Here is a 14,592-nt window from a genome sequence, read left to right as displayed (position 1 = left end):
CGTCCGTCGTTCAACCGCGACGACCGTCCTTCGGGCGGCTTCCGCTCCGGCGGCGGCGACCGTCCGTTCAACCGCGACCGTCGTGACGACCGCCCGTCCGGTGGCTTCCGCTCCGGCGGCGACCGCCCGAACGGCCGCCGCGACGACCACCGTTCGACCGGCACCAACACCGGCTCCTTCGGCCGCCGCGACGACAAGCCGCGCTGGAAGCGCAACGGCTGACCGTCGGGACGCCTGACTGCTGAGCAGGGCCCGCACACCACTTCGGTGGTGTGCGGGCCCTGTTGCGTTGAACGGGTTCGAAATCGTCTTCCGGTACCTGTGAGGCTGCTGTAAAGTCAGCGCACTCGCATGAGGGGTTGGGGCCGGGGGGCTTTCACACTTCGCACAGACCGCGGCACATGCTGCCGCGTCCTCCTCATGCTCTTGAAGCACCCAGGAGGGGCTCGTCTTGAGACGCCGTACGGCCGTGAGAAGTGCTGTCGCGATGATCGCGGCGCTGGGGATCGGGGCGGCGTTCGTGCCTCCCTCCGCCGGCGCCGAGGCTTCGCCGCTCGCCGGGCTCGTCATCCCCGCGGAGCAGAACCAGAACCCCAACGCGGCCCGCCTGGTGGGCGCCGGGGCGACCGGGTATCTGTGGGGGCAGGCAGGGGAGGGCTACAACTGGACCTCGTACGCCGACGGGTCCACGCGAGCCGTCCCGGTGCCGGACAAGCAGCGGGTTGCCACAGTGGCAGGCACGGACGTCGTGACCTTCACCGGTGTGGCGTCGCCCGTCCAGCGGGACATGCGGACCGGGCAGGAGTGGTCCCTGCCGATCCCCTCGGGGTGGCGCTACGCCGGCACCTACGGCGGCACGATCGTCACGACCGCCACCACCGAGGGCAAGCCGGGACTGCGTCAGCTGTCCTGGGAGAACGGCCAGGTGGTGGAGACCCCGGTGGCCGGACTGCCGGACGGGGCCAGGTCGCTGTACGTCCAGGAGCACGGCAGCGCGGACGGCGTGTTCGTCGAGGCGACTGTGAACAGCCGACGGGTCGTGTACCGGCTGGACGGGTCGGGACTGCACCCGACGGCCCTCCTCGACAGCTGGGTGACGCCCGGAGGACAGCGGGTGGTCCAGCGGTTCGGCGACACGGACACCTACCGCGTGTGGGACCTGACGGACCTCTCGAAGCCCGCCCACGAGATCACCCTCACAGATGTGGGTGACGAGAAACTGCTCGGCGTGGTCGGCGACGAGGTCCTGTACACCCGGCCGTCGGCGACCGGCGGGGACACCGCGACCGACCACACCGTCCTCGCGGTCCCGGTGACCGGCGGCCCGGAGCGCGTGGTCCTCGACCGTGCCGCGGCGATCCCGGTGGTCGAGCCCGACGGAACGATGCTGCTGGGCAGGGCGAGCGGGAGTCAGGACGCGACCAGTTCCGTGTACGCGCTGCGGGCGGGCGCGGAAGGCAGGGTCACCACGGCGAAGGTGGCCGACGTCGCCGCGATCGCCACCGTCGTCGAAGGCATGAGCATGGCTCAGGGGCGCCTGCACACCGTCGACAGGATCCCGTTCGGCCAGGCGCGGCTGCGCCGGATCGACGTCTCGCCGAGCGGCGGTCCGACGGCCGGTCCGCGCGTGGACCGGGGGCTGTTCAACCAGTACGCGGGCTGTGACTGGGACTGGTGCGAGGAGGTCCAGTCCACCGGTGACGGCCGGCTGGCGTACCAGGGCATCAACGGCAAGGGGCTGAGCGTCCTCGACGAGTCGGCGTCCCTGCCGGCCCGGAAGGTCAACGACCAGTCCACGTACCAGCAGCCGCACGACACGATGCAGGCTTCCGGCCGCTACACCGTGGCAAGGATTCCCGGACCGTCTTCGGAGGACTACCGCCCGCGCCTGCAGGTCATCGACCTGGACACCGGGAAGCCGGTCTACACGGGCCCCGCCCAGAACGCGTACATGCCGGCGTTCGCGATCGACGGATCCACGCTGTGGGTGGAGGGCGCCTCGCCGGGCGTCGTCCAGGCGCTCGACGTACGCACCGGAGAGAACGTCCACAGCGTCGACGTCGGCGACTGCGACCTCACGGATCTTCGCGCCAACGGCACCGACCTCTACTGGGAGTGCGCGACCGGCGCCTCCGGCGTCTACGGCACCGTCACGAAGAAGTCGGTCCGCCTCCCCGCCCACGGGGACGCGATGCTCGGTGACGGCTACGTCGGATGGGAGAAGGACGGGGTCCTCTCCGTCACCGATGTGCGGGGCACGACGGGCACCCACGTCGTCGGCCGGCCGGCCAATCCCGCGCAGGGCGAGGGATGGACCGTTGACCGGTTCGGCGGCCCGCTCGCCTTCGCCGACACGGACGGCAAGGTGCACGTGGTCCCGTCCGGTGTGACGGCCTCCGCACTGTCCGTCCGCGACGTCGCCGCCGCGGCATCGGCGAACGTCGCGAGCGCTCCCTGGTCACCCCGCTGGTGGCTGTCGAAGCCCGCGTCGTCCTGGCAGTTGACGCTGAGGAACGCCGCGACGGGGGCCACGGTCCGCACGCTGGCCGGTGGTGAGGCGCGGGGCCTGGTGAAGACCGGGTGGGACGGCAAGGACGCGGGTGGCCGGTACGCGGCCAATGGCGCGTACAACTGGACGCTGACCGCGAAGCCCGCCGACGGCCGGGGTGCCGCCCTGACCGCTTCCGGGACGGTCAAGGTCTCCGGAGCGGCAGCCGTGGCACGGGACTTCGTGGGGAACGACGGGTACGGGGACCTGCTCGCGTTCACCTCGGCGGGGAAGGCCGACTGGCGGGCCGGTACCGGGACCGGGGCCGGACGGGTCGAGGACAAGGTGTCGGGCACCGGCTGGACGGGCGGCGACACCGTGACCGCCGCCGTGCCGTTCGAGGACATCAGCGGTGACCGGTGCAACGACGTGCTGGTCCGTACGAAGGCGGGCGAGTTGCGCGCGTACAAGCCGGCCTGCGGGGCGGCGCTCAAGCCCAGCACGCCGTACAGGGAGATCGGCACCGGCTGGAACATGTTCGACGCCCTGACCTCGCCCGGCGACATGTCGGGCGACGGGCGCGCCGATCTGCTCGGCCGGACGCCCGCGGGCGACCTGTACTTCTACAAGAGCAAGGGCAACGGCCTGTTCGAGCCCCGGGTGAAGATCGGCTACGGCTGGCAGAAGTACCTCCTGGCCGGCATGGGCGACATGAACGGTGACGGCAGGGGCGACTTGCTGGCCCGCGACAGCTCGGGCAACGTGTGGCGCTACCCGACCACCGGCAAGGGCACACTCGGTACCCGTACCAAGATCGGGTACGGCTGGACCATGTACGACACGATGGTCGGCTCCGGTGACCTGAACGGCGACGGCCGCGCGGACCTGCTGGCCCGCGACACGGCCGGGGTGCTGTGGAGCTACCGCGGCGACGGCAAGGGCGCGCTGGCGGCCCGTACCAAGGTCGGCGGCAGCTGGCAGACGTACAAGAACCTCTTCTGATCACTCACTCGACCTCCGGGCTTCCCGGAAAGGAACTTCTCTTGACCGTGTTCATACGCGGGCGCGTCGCGCTCGTGGGCGCCGTGGCCGGGGCGACCGTCCTCGCCACGGCCGCCGTACCGGCGAGCGCCGCCGACTCGGCGCCGGCCACCGTGGCGACGACCGGGGTGTACGGCCTCGACTTCGCGGGCGGACGGCTGGTGACGGCGGAGCAGAGCGCATCCGGCGACCGGATGGTGTACGACCGCCGGGTGTCCGCCGACGCCACGACCGTGGGGGCACGCGAGAGCCGTGCCTTCGCCGGGACGTACGCCAACGGCGCGCACCTCAGGACGGTGCCCTGCGACAACGGCGCCTGCGTCGATCTCATGGCCTCGGGCCACGGCGATGTCGGCGTGGTGTTCGCCGACGGCGACGGCGCCGGGACCGAGAGCGTGCAGTTCCACGCGCCCGGAAACTCGTACCACGGCACCGGGACCCACGATCCGGCCGGTACCGCACGGATCGTGGACCTGACCGGGCGTGCCTACGTCGTCAACGGCGGTTCCCCCGCCAAGCAGCGCGCGGCCATGTACCCGAGCTACACCTCGACCGCCGACCCCATCGTCCGTACCGCGGGCGCGGCCTCCGTCTGGGGCACCGCGCTGTGGGCGGCGACCACCGCCGCCGGGGCGCTCACCGCGACCGACCTGGAGACGAAGAAGGTCGTGGAGACGGCGGCCACCGGCGCTCCCTGCGTGATCAAGGAGGTGCGCGCGGTCGGCCGTTGGGTCTACTGGAACTGCGGGACGACCGGTGCCGCGGGCGTGTACGACCGTACGGCGAAGAAGTCGTTCACCGTGCCGTCCGGGCCCGCCCTGGTCGGCGACGGCTACCTCGTCCGGCACGACCGGACGGCGGGCGAGCTGCTGCTCACCGACTTCCACACGGGCAAGGCGGCCTCCCCGCGCGCGGTTGCGGACCTCCCTGCCGGGAAGACGGCCGACCAGCGCCGGCTGACCTGGGCGGTGGACAAGTTCGGCGGCGACATCGCGTATCTCGACGCCGCGCAGACTCTGCACATCGTGCCCAGCGGGGTGCCCGCGCAGCCCCTCGCGAAGATCGCATCCGATCAAGGCGACCCGTACATGGACTTCAAGGGTGTGAACGGGCTCCCGGAGTGGAACAGCACCTGGCAGTTCACCAAGCCCGTCTCCTGGACGTACACCGTCAAGGACTGGACGGGCCGTACGGTGCGCACCCTCAAGGGCGGTGACGGGACCGAGGCGGACGTCAACTGGGACGGCCTGACGGACGCGGGCGGATACACGGGCAACGGCCGGCACACCTGGACCCTGACGGCGACGCCCGAGGACGGTACGGGGAAGTACACCACCAGCGGGACCATCTCGGTCAGCGGTGGCAAGCCGGGCTTCCACGACCAGGGCAACTACAGCAACGGAGACCTGGTCACCCTCAACTCCTCGGGCGGGCTGACCATCCAGTTCGGCCAGCCCGGCGGCCTCTTCAGCGGCAAGAAATCCGGTTCCGGCTGGCCGGCCGGCACGGTCGCCGTGCCCTTCTCGGACACCGGCAGCGACCGCTGCTCCGAGCTGCTCGTCCGGATGCCGGGTGGCGAGCTGCGGCAGTACGCGGGCCGCTGCGGCGGTTCCGGTTACACGCCGTCCAGCAAGCACACCGTGATCGGCGGCGGCTGGCAGCAGTACGACGTGCTGACGTCGCCCGGTGACCTGAACGGCGACGGCCGGGCAGACCTCGTGGCCCGTCAGAAGTCCACCGGCGACATCTACTTCTACGCGGGCACGTCCGCCGGGAAGTTCCTCCCGAAGACGAGGATCAACACCGACTGGCGGACGTACGCCCAGATCACCGGCGTCGGCGACATCACCGGCGACGGCATCCCCGACCTGCTCGGCCACGACCGCAACGGCGGCCTGTGGCGCTACAACGGCCTGGGCAACGGCCGCTTCTCCGCGCGCGTGAAGGTGTTCACCGACTGGGGCCGCTCGTACAACACCATGGTCGGCGTCGGCGACCTGAACGGTGACGGCCGGAACGACATCGTCGTCCGCGACTCGGCGGGCAAGCTGTTCCGGAACAACGGCAACAGCAAGGGCTCCTTCGGAGCCCGTACGCAGATCGCCACCGGCTGGCAGACGTACAAGGGCATCTTCTGACGCTCTGAGCCCGCCCCGGTCCCGGTGACGGGGCCGCGCGGCCGATACCCGATCGGCCGCGCGGCCGGGGCGGGCTATGCTCGGGGGTGATGTGCCGAGGGCCGTTAGCTCAATTGGTCAGAGCAGCGGACTTTTAATCCGTTGGTTGTGGGTTCGAGTCCCACACGGCCTACCCCGCGCGGGGGAGGTGACCCTCCGGCCCGCAGTGGAGCGCCCCGACCGGGATTGCCGGTCGGGGCGCTCCGGCGTTCGCGGCGCGTGCGTGTCGCTCCGGCCGGATGGCGGATTCCGAACGCCTCCGCGTGCACCCGACGCGCGTCCTCGTGCCGGGCGGGAAGCCCGGCGCCGGTCGGGTCCCGGTGTCGGCATTCCGGGGATCCGCGGGTGTTCCGCCTGCCCGGACACCGGCGAGGTGTGACGTACGTCTCGCAGTGGTGGGAGGAACTCGCGCACCCTTCGCTCCGACTCCTGTACGTGCACCTCACCGTCCCCACCGGTCCACGCATGAGGAAGAGCCGATGACCGAGACCACGCCTGCCGCGTCACCACCGCTCCGGCAACGTACGACCGAGGAGGCCGCCCCCGCCGAGGACTTCGTCACGCCCGCGACGAGGAACAGCGGCGGCACGTGGAGCGGGCTGCGGCCCCTCCTGCTGCGCCTGCACTTCTACGCGGGTGTCCTCATCGGCCCGTTCCTGCTCGTCGCCGCCGTGACCGGACTGCTCTACACGGCGACACCGCAGATCGAGTCCGTCGTCCACCACCACGAACTGAAGGTCACGCCGCACGGCGAGCCGACACCACTGGCCGCCCAGGTGGAGGCCGCCCGCGCTGCGATACCCGGCGGGCGACTCGTCTCCGTCACCCAGGGAGCGGGGGCCGACGACACCACGCGCGTCACCTTCGACGTGAAGGGGCTGCCCGAGGGGTACACGCAGACGGCGTTCGTCGATCCGTACTCGGCGGAGGTCCGTGGCTCTCTGCGTACCTTCGGCGAGTGGCTGCCCGTACGGGCGTGGTTCGACGGCCTGCATCGCACGCTGTACCTGGGCGAGTTCGGCCGCAACTACAGCGAGATCGCCGCGAGCTGGCTGTGGGTCGAGGTGCTGGGCGGGCTCGCCCTGTGGCTCGGGGCGCCGCGCGGGCGGGAGCGGCTGCGCCGGCTGTTCGTGCCGCGCCGGGGCCCGAACGGGCGCAGGCGCACGCTGTCCTGGCACGGGGCCGTGGGCCTGTGGGTGTCGGTCGGATTCCTCGCGCTCTCGGCGACCGGACTGACGTGGTCCGCGCACGCGGGCGTGAACATCGGCAAGATCCAGGACTCGCTGGGCGGGGCGACGCCGTCCGTCTCCTCGGCCCTGGGCCGGGCGGGAACGGAGCAGCCCGCGCCCGGCACTTCCGCCACGCGGGTCGATCTCGACGAGACCGTCCGCGTCGCCCGTGCCGAAGGTCTGCGCGGCAAGCTCGTCATCAGCCCGCCCGCGGACGGCGAGAGCGCGTACGTGGTGAAGGAGAACACGCGGCACTGGCCGGAGCAGCAGGATTCGGTGGCCATCGACCCGGCCACCGGCAAGGTCGTGGACAAGCTGGTCTTCGACGACTTCCCCGTCCTCGCCAAACTCACCCGCTGGGGCATCGACGCCCACATGGGCCTGCTCTTCGGCCTCGCCAATCAGATCGCCCTGGCGGTGATCGCCCTCGCGCTCATCGGAATGCTGTTCTGGGGCTACCGCATGTGGTGGCTGCGCCGCCCGACCCGAGACGGCGGGACACCGTTCGGCCGTCCACCGGCGCGGGGAGCCTGGCGGCGGGTTCCGGGCAGGGTCATGGCCCCGCTCGTCGTCGTGACCGCCGTCGTCGCGTACTACCTGCCGCTGTTCGGGCTGCCCCTGGTCTGCTTCCTGCTCGCGGACGTGGCGGTCGCCCAGGTGCGCCGACGCGGGCTCACGCACACGGAAGCACGAGCCGAGACGACGAAGGGGACGGCCCGATGATCGCCGCCACCGGGCTGCGCTGGATTCTGACGCTGCTCTTCTGCGTACTCGCCGCCCACGGCGTGTGGCGCGCGCTCGCGGCCCGTTCCCACCCGTGGAGCACGCGGCTCGCGCACGGGCTGCACGCCGTGATGGCCCTCGCCATGTTCGCGATGGCCTGGTCCTGGGGCATGGACCTGCCCGCTCCCCCGCAGGTGCTCTTCTTCTCCGCCGCCGCGGTCTGGTTCGTGGTGGCCGCCCTTGCCCTGCCCGGTGGCCCGGAGCCGCGGGGGCGGGCTCTCGCCGAGGCGCTGCCGCATGCCCTGATGACGGGTGCGATGGCGTGGATGGCCGCCGCGATGTCGTCCGGCATGTCCATGGGGGCGGCGGGCGGCGGCCAGGCGCACGACATGCCCGGAATGGACATGTCCGCGCCCGGGGCTCTGGCGACGATGACACTCGGCGGCACCGGCGACCGCTGGAGCGCGGGTCTCCTCGCACTCCTGCTGCTCGCGCTCGCGCTGGGGTGGCTCGCGAAGGGCTTCGACACGGGCCGCACGGCACCTCGCGCGACCGGCGACGCGGACCGCACGGCACCTCGCGCGACCGGCGACGCGGCGTCGGGCGGGGCGGCACACGCCGCGTGGGACCTTGGCTGTCACGGACTGATGGCGCTGGGCATGGCGGTGATGTTCGCCGTCATGGTGTGAGGGAAGCCCGACGAATGGCCGATACGTGACGCACACCACCCGGGTCCGGGGGAACTCGCGGACCGGGGTGGCCGACCACTGGTGCGTACGACTCGCACTCTCGCCCGGAGCCTGCCCCATGGACCACTCGGTGCCGACGCACACCCAGCGGCGCTCAACCCCCGCCCCGTACGCGCTGCTCGGGGGCTTCGTGCTCCTGCTCTCCGCGCTGTTCGCCGTCTCGTACGGTGCCGGGCGCCTCGCGGGCCCTGTCGCCCCCGATATGCGCGGAGTCACGCACCCCGACGAACCGGGCTCGCACGACATGGGCGGCATGAGCGGGATGGGCGACTGATGAGCCGGGGAGCCGCGCCGCGCACCCTCGCCACGACGGACCTGCTGGTCGGCGGCATGACGTGTGCGGCCTGCGTACGCAGGGTGGAGAAGAAGCTCGGCGCCCTGGAAGGAGTGCGCGCCACCGTCAACCTCGCCACCGGCACGGCGCGCGTCGAGCACCCGGCGGACCTGGGCACGGACGTGCTCGTCGCAGCCGTCGAACGCGGGGGATACACCGCCCGCCTTCCCGAACCGGCCGCGCCGGCCGGGGAGCCGCCGACGGACGAGACCGAAGCCGACGGCCGGCAACGGCTGATGGTGACCGCGCTCCTGGCTCTCCCCGTCCTCGTCCTCGCGATGGGGCCCTCGCTCCAGTTCCGGAACTGGCAGTGGCTGTGCTTCGTCCTCGCCGCTCCCGTCGCGGCCTGGGGCGCGTGGCCCTTCCACGAGCGGGCCTGGCGCGGGCTGCGGCACGGTGCGGCGACGATGGACACGCTCGTTTCGCTCGGCGTCCTCGCCTCCTTCGGCTGGTCCGCGTACGCGCTCTTCCTCGGCGGCGCCGGCACCCCCGGCATGCGGATGCCCTTCACGCTGCTGCCGACGGCCTCGGACGGAGTGGCGCACGTCTACCTCGAAGCGGCGGTCGGCGTCCCGCTCTTCGTGCTCCTCGGCCGTCATCTGGAGGCCCGTGCCCGGCGTGGCACCTCGGCCGCCCTGCGCGCCCTCGCCCAACTCGGCGTGAGGGAGGTGACGGTGCGGGACGGGGAAGCCGAACGGACCATTCCGGCCACGCGTCTCGTCGCCGGGCAGAACTTCCTCGTGCGGCCGGGGGAACGGGTCGCGACCGATGGCGAGGTGGTGGAGGGCACGTCCGCCGTGGACCTGTCCCTCGTGACCGGAGAGACACGGCCCGTGGAGGTCGCGGCCGGTTCCGCCGTCACGGGGGGCTCGGTCAACGCGGGCGGGCTCCTGCTCGTCCGTGCGACGGCGGTCGGTGCCGGCACCCGGCTGGCCCGCATCACGGCACTCGTCACCGAGGCCCAGGCCGGGAAGGCCCGTGCCCAGCGGCTCGCCGACACCGTGGCCGGGGTCTTCGTGCCCGTCGTGCTCGCCCTCGCGGTGACGGCGCTCGGCTTCTGGCTCGGCACGGGCGCGGACCCGCAGCCGGCCGTCACCGCCTGCGTCGCGGTTCTGGTGGTCGCCTGCCCCTGCGCGCTCGGTCTCGCGACCCCCACCGCGCTCATGGCGGCCACCGGCCGGGGGTCCCAGCTCGGCATCCTGATCAAAGGTCCCCAGGCCCTGGAAGCGCTCCGGCGGATCGACACCGTCGTCCTCGACAAGACGGGCACCCTCACCTCCGGACACCTCACCGTCGCCGCCCTCACCGCCCGCCCCGAAGGCATCGGCGCGCACGAGGCGTTGCGGCTCGCGGCCACCGTCGAGACCGGCTCCGAGCACCCGCTCGGCCGGGCCGTCGTCCGGCACGCCGAGCGCTCACTCCCCGACGGAGCCGTACGACCCGGGGCACTCCGAGACTTCGCCGCGACCCCCGGCCACGGCGTGCGCGGACACGTGGACGGACGGCTCGTGGAGGTCGCCGCACCCGAGGGCGAACTCCCCGCGGAACTGGACGCGGCCCTCACCACCGCACGGGAAGCCGCCCGCACTCCGGTGCTGGTCCGCGTCGACGGGCTGCCCGAGGCCGTCCTCGCGCTCGGCGACGTCGTGCGCCCCGGCAGCTACCACGCCGTGGACCGGTTGCGACGGCTCGGCGTGCACCCCGTCCTCGCCACCGGGGACCAGGAGGAACCCGCCGAAGCCGTCGCCGACGCGCTCGGCATCGAGGAGATCCACTCCCGCTGCACCCCGGAGGACAAGGCCGAACTCGTGCGTTCACTGCGCGCGCGGGGCAAGCGGGTCGCCGTCGTCGGCGACGGGGTCAATGACGCGGCGGCGCTCGCCGGAGCCGACCTGGGCATCGCCATGGGAACCGGCGCGGACGTCGCCATCGGTGCCGCCGACGTCACCCTCGTCCGCGACGACATCGAAGCCCTGGCGGACGCCGTACGCCTGGCACGGGCCACCCTCACCACCATCCGGGGCAACCTTGTATGGGCCTTCGGCTACAACGTCATCACCCTTCCGCTCGCCATGGTCGGTCTGCTCAACCCGATGCTCGCCGCCGCCGCGATGTCCCTCAGTTCGGTACTCGTCGTCCTCGGCAGCCTCCGCCTGCGCCACTGGCAGCCCGCTCCGGCAGCCGCCGCGCTGCGGCGGCGCCCCACCTCGCGGGTGGCCCTCCGATGACTCTTCCCACCTCGCGCCTGCGCACGTCGCTCACCGCCGTCGGCGCTCCCGTCCTCGCCTGCGGCCTCGCGCTCGGGGGCCTCGGTGCCTGGACGACGAGTGGACGCGCCGGCAGCCCGCCTCGCGTGGCCGTCGCCGGGGCATACGTCTACCAGTCGTTCGGACTCACACCGGAGACGGCCGCGTTCTTCGCGCTCACCAACGACGGCGGCGCCTCCGACCGGCTCGTGCGCGTCACCTCGCCCGACACCACCGAGCCGCCCGAGCTGAGCGAACACCGTATGACGTCCGCCAACGGCGCCTACCGGCAGCCCGTTGACTCGGTGCTCGTCCCGGCGCGGGAGGGGCTCACCATGAACCCGCACGGCAACGATGTGACCGTGCGGCCGAAGACCCCGTGGCAGTCCGGTGACGTCGTGTCGTTCACCCTCCACTTCGCGCACGGAAGGCCCTTGCGGGTCCAGGCCGCGGTGGTGAGGCCGGGAACCGGGAAGAACCGCCTGCCGCGCCCCTGACGCCATGTCCCGCACCACGGCCCGCGCATGCGGCATATGCCGAAATCCGGTTCCGGAAGTTACGTGTCCGGCATGGGCGGCAAGCCGGACACCCTCCCATGTCGCGCGGCCCTTCGCGATGGGAGGATGAGGCGCCATGGAGGCCGGACCGGTCGGACGTGCGGTGAGGGCGGCGATGTTCGCTATCGTCTCCGTCACCCTTGCCGCGACCGGGCACGTCCTGATGTCCGAGGCTCCGCTTCCCTTCTGGGTACTGGCCGTGGGATTTCTCGGACTCGCCGTCCCCGGCTGGTGGTTCGCCGCACGCGAGCGCGGCCCTTGGCTCGTCACCGCCCTCGCCGTCGCGACCCAGGGCATGCTGCACAAGGCGTTCGCCGCCGCGCAGTCCGCGCCGGGCACAGCCGGCGACACCCCTGCCCGGGCCGGCACCGGCGGGGACCAGGCACCTGCCGCGGCCATGAGCGGCATGGACCAGGTGGCGGGTATCCATCACGCGCCCCTGGGCGACGCGATGGCCGGCCTGCACCACATGGCCGGCATGGATCACATGGCCGGCATGGGGCATGCCTCCGCCACGGGGGCGACGAGTGTGGGCTCGATGGCCCATGCGGGCCACGACATGGGCGGAATGTCCTCGACGGGGATGCTGGCCGCGCACGTCCTGGCCGCGCTCATCTGCGGCGTCTGGCTCGCCCGAGGCGAACGCGCCGCCTTTCAGGTCCTGCGCGCCGTCGCGGGCCGGTTGCTCGCTCCGCTCCAGCCCGTGCGCACGGCACCCTTGCCGGCTCCGCGCCGCCGTCTGCGGCCCCGCCGGGGCCTGAGCGACGGGCCGATGCCGGGGCTGCGGTGCGCCCGTGCGCGAGACCGGCGGGGGCCGCCCGGGACGGCCGTCGCGTTCTGAGGACGCGGCAGGCATTCCGGAGGACGTAGACCCTGGCTCGTGACCGGTCGCCGACCGGCCCCCAGGCGTACCCGCACGCAGCGGAAGTCCTCCGGCCCACCCGGCCCTCATGGGCCCGGGTGCCCCATTCACCGGAATCCCGGGCCGGTCCCGTACGCGTCGCCACCTGCCGCAGCCGCAGCGTGCGCCCGTGCGGTGACCGGACGCCCGGGCACCGGACCGATCCGTGAAGGACATCCCTGGCGATGAACACCACCCTGCCCATCCCGCGCGCGCCGCAGCTCCCCTCCGTCCCACGCGACAGAACGGCCGAGGACGCCATCGCGACCGCCTGGGCGCTGGCGGCCCGTAGGGGGGACCGTCAGGCCGCCGAGGCCTTCATCCGGTGCCTGCACCGCGATGTCGTGCGCTACGTCGCCCACCTGTCCGCCGACCCGCAGTCGGCCGAGGACCTCGCACAGGACACGTTCCTGCGAGCGTTGCGTACGCTGCACCGCTTCGAGGGCCGTTCCTCGGCCCGCACCTGGCTCCTGGCCATCGCCCGCCGTGCCGTCATCGACGACTTCCGCCGGGCCGCGGCGCGCCCGCTCCTCGCCGACACCGACGACTGGCGCACGACCGTCGAACGCGCCCAGCCGATCGGCCTGCCCGGCTTCGAGGACGGGGTGGCGCTCCGGCAACTCCTGTCAGCGCTTCCCCACGACCGCCGGCAGGCGTTCGTCCTCACGCAGTTGCTCGGGCTCTCCTACGCCGAAACCGCCCAAGTGACCGGTTGTCCGGTCGGCACCGTCCGCTCCCGGGTGGCCCGCGCCCGTACCGCCCTGACCGCGCAACTGGAAGGCGGTGAACCGGAGGCGATCGCACGGACCGCCTGACGTGTGTGCCGGGGCCTTCCCTGTCCGGGCCGGCCCCGGCACCACGGGTGCGAAGGCGCACCCCCTCCGGTAGTCGGATCCGAACTGTCCGCGGTTCCCCCGTTACGCGGAGAGATGACACGGGTGCCCCGTCTGTCTGTCCGCGCCCGTGCGCGGGTATGTCCGCCCTGTCCAAGGCCGCCGCGGAGAAGGCGGCCCCGACGGAAGGTGCACGGATGTCATCCCACCAGCAGGCTCCCGACCTCAGCTCCCTCGAACCCCTCGCCACGTTCTGCGGGAACTGCGACTGCGGCTGCCCCCAGCTCTACGTCGACCCCTCCGCGAGCGAGGACCGCCGTGTCGTCATCACCGACGACTTCGGCCAGCACGTCCAGATGAGCGCGACCCAGTTCGCCGACCTCGTCAACGAAGCGAAGGAGGGCCGGCTCGACACAGTGGCCTCCGCCTGAGCCCTGAGCGATGTCGACCGAACGTTCCGGCACGGCCCGGGGCCTTCTGCTCTGCCCGGACGCGCGCCGGTGCCGGTGCCGCCCGTCCGGAGGGGCGGCACCGGCACCGGGGGTGCGTCAGACCAGGAGCCTCGACTTCGCCCGCTGGTACTCGTCCTCGGTGATCGCGCCCCGGTCCTTGAGATCGGCGAGCTTCGACAGGCCCTCGACGTGGCCGCCCTTCTGGCTGCCGCCCTCCGTGCCCGCCGCGTCCCTGATGTACGCCTTGAAGGCGGCGTCGCGCTCCTTGGCCTCCTGGACGTCGCGCCTGCCCATGGACTTGCCGCGGGCGATCACGTAGACCAGCACGCCCAGGTAGGGCAGTACCAGCGCCAGGATCAGCCAGCCGGCCTTGGCCCAGCCACTCAGGTCGTCGCTGCGGAAGATGTCCATGATGACCCGGAAGAGGAGGAAGAGCCACATGATCCAGAGGAAGAACCAGAGCATCGTCCAGAACAGGTTGAGCAGGGGATAGTCGTCCATCGTCCACTCCCGGGTCAGCGTCGGACCGGCTGAATCTGGAAACAGTCATATCACCACATTCACCCCATCGCCCATCGGTGCGGCACGAGGGGAGGCGGGTGCGCGGGCCGAGGCGCCCGGGCCGTGGTCATGAGAGCTCCGGACATGACGTAGAGTTGGGTTTACCGACGCGGGGTGGAGCAGCTCGGTAGCTCGCTGGGCTCATAACCCAGAGGTCGCAGGTTCAAATCCTGTCCCCGCTACTGAAGGATCAGGCCCGGCACGCAAGCAGCGTGCCGGGCCTGATGCGTTGTCGGCGCACTCGTTTCGCCCCTTCGGCGGCCGAGGACTCGCCCGGTGGCCGGGCGGACGCGAGGCTGGG

The 14,592-nt window shown here is 72.3% G+C and carries 11 protein-coding genes, 2 tRNA genes and 1 pseudogene; 13 read left to right on the top strand and 1 reads right to left on the bottom strand.

The features are described from left to right. From ABZ565_RS19600 to ABZ565_RS19545, 12 genes and pseudogenes are all read left to right on the top strand, one after another. Positions 1-222, top strand: a pseudogene (locus ABZ565_RS19600) (RNA helicase); the annotation flags it as partial. A 247-nt stretch (positions 223-469) separates the two neighbouring features. Continuing rightward, positions 470-3,490, top strand: a complete 3,021-nt coding sequence (locus tag ABZ565_RS19595) for an FG-GAP-like repeat-containing protein (protein WP_361028093.1) — start codon at positions 470-472, stop codon at positions 3,488-3,490. 47 nt (positions 3,491-3,537) lie between these two features. Beyond that, positions 3,538-5,667 carry an FG-GAP-like repeat-containing protein gene (locus tag ABZ565_RS19590; protein ID WP_361028447.1) on the top strand — a complete coding sequence of 710 codons (2,130 nt, stop codon included), beginning with the start codon at positions 3,538-3,540 and terminating at the stop codon, positions 5,665-5,667. Between the two features lie 98 nt (positions 5,668-5,765). Next, positions 5,766-5,839: transfer RNA gene (locus tag ABZ565_RS19585), tRNA-Lys, on the top strand. A gap of 346 nt (positions 5,840-6,185) precedes the next feature. Next, positions 6,186-7,658: a PepSY-associated TM helix domain-containing protein gene (locus tag ABZ565_RS19580; protein WP_361028091.1), complete on the top strand. Its 1,473-nt coding sequence runs from the start codon at positions 6,186-6,188 to the stop codon at positions 7,656-7,658. Further along, positions 7,655-8,347, top strand: coding sequence for a DUF5134 domain-containing protein (locus ABZ565_RS19575; RefSeq protein ID WP_361028088.1), 693 nt, complete (start codon positions 7,655-7,657; stop codon positions 8,345-8,347). The genes ABZ565_RS19580 and ABZ565_RS19575 overlap by 4 nt, the downstream gene beginning before the upstream one ends. Positions 8,348-8,372: 25 nt before the next feature. Further along, positions 8,373-8,681: a hypothetical protein gene (locus ABZ565_RS19570; protein WP_361028085.1), complete on the top strand. Its 309-nt coding sequence runs from the start codon at positions 8,373-8,375 to the stop codon at positions 8,679-8,681. Next, positions 8,681-10,969, top strand: coding sequence for a heavy metal translocating P-type ATPase (locus ABZ565_RS19565; RefSeq protein ID WP_361028082.1), 2,289 nt, complete (start codon positions 8,681-8,683; stop codon positions 10,967-10,969). The genes ABZ565_RS19570 and ABZ565_RS19565 overlap by 1 nt, the downstream gene beginning before the upstream one ends. After that, positions 10,966-11,484, top strand: a complete 519-nt coding sequence (locus ABZ565_RS19560; protein ID WP_361028079.1) for a copper chaperone PCu(A)C — start codon at positions 10,966-10,968, stop codon at positions 11,482-11,484. Before ABZ565_RS19565 ends, ABZ565_RS19560 begins: the two co-directional genes overlap by 4 nt. Before the next feature lie 136 nt (positions 11,485-11,620). Beyond that, positions 11,621-12,385 carry a hypothetical protein gene (locus ABZ565_RS19555; protein ID WP_361028076.1) on the top strand — a complete coding sequence of 255 codons (765 nt, stop codon included), beginning with the start codon at positions 11,621-11,623 and terminating at the stop codon, positions 12,383-12,385. Positions 12,386-12,630: 245 nt separating this feature from the next. Continuing rightward, positions 12,631-13,260 carry a sigma-70 family RNA polymerase sigma factor gene (locus ABZ565_RS19550; protein ID WP_361028073.1) on the top strand — a complete coding sequence of 210 codons (630 nt, stop codon included), beginning with the start codon at positions 12,631-12,633 and terminating at the stop codon, positions 13,258-13,260. Positions 13,261-13,475: 215 nt separating this feature from the next. After that, positions 13,476-13,709, top strand: a complete 234-nt coding sequence (locus ABZ565_RS19545; RefSeq protein ID WP_361028070.1) for a hypothetical protein — start codon at positions 13,476-13,478, stop codon at positions 13,707-13,709. A 117-nt stretch (positions 13,710-13,826) separates the two neighbouring features. On the opposite strand, the gene ABZ565_RS19540 is transcribed toward ABZ565_RS19545, so the two are convergent. Continuing rightward, the gene (locus tag ABZ565_RS19540; protein WP_361028067.1) at positions 13,827-14,231 is read right to left on the bottom strand and encodes an SHOCT domain-containing protein; all 405 of its coding nucleotides are present in this window, start codon (positions 14,229-14,231) and stop codon (positions 13,827-13,829) included. 168 nt (positions 14,232-14,399) lie between these two features. On the opposite strand from ABZ565_RS19540, the gene ABZ565_RS19535 reads away from it, so the two are divergent. Further along, positions 14,400-14,473: transfer RNA gene (locus ABZ565_RS19535), tRNA-Met, on the top strand. The last annotated feature ends 119 nt before the right edge of the window (positions 14,474-14,592 follow it).

The sequence above is a fragment of the Streptomyces sp. NPDC016469 genome, from assembly GCF_040632905.1.
Taxonomy (GTDB): domain Bacteria; phylum Actinomycetota; class Actinomycetes; order Streptomycetales; family Streptomycetaceae; genus Streptomyces.
The sequence above is the reverse complement of the archived record's forward strand: the minus strand, read 5'-3'. Positions and strand labels throughout refer to the sequence as shown.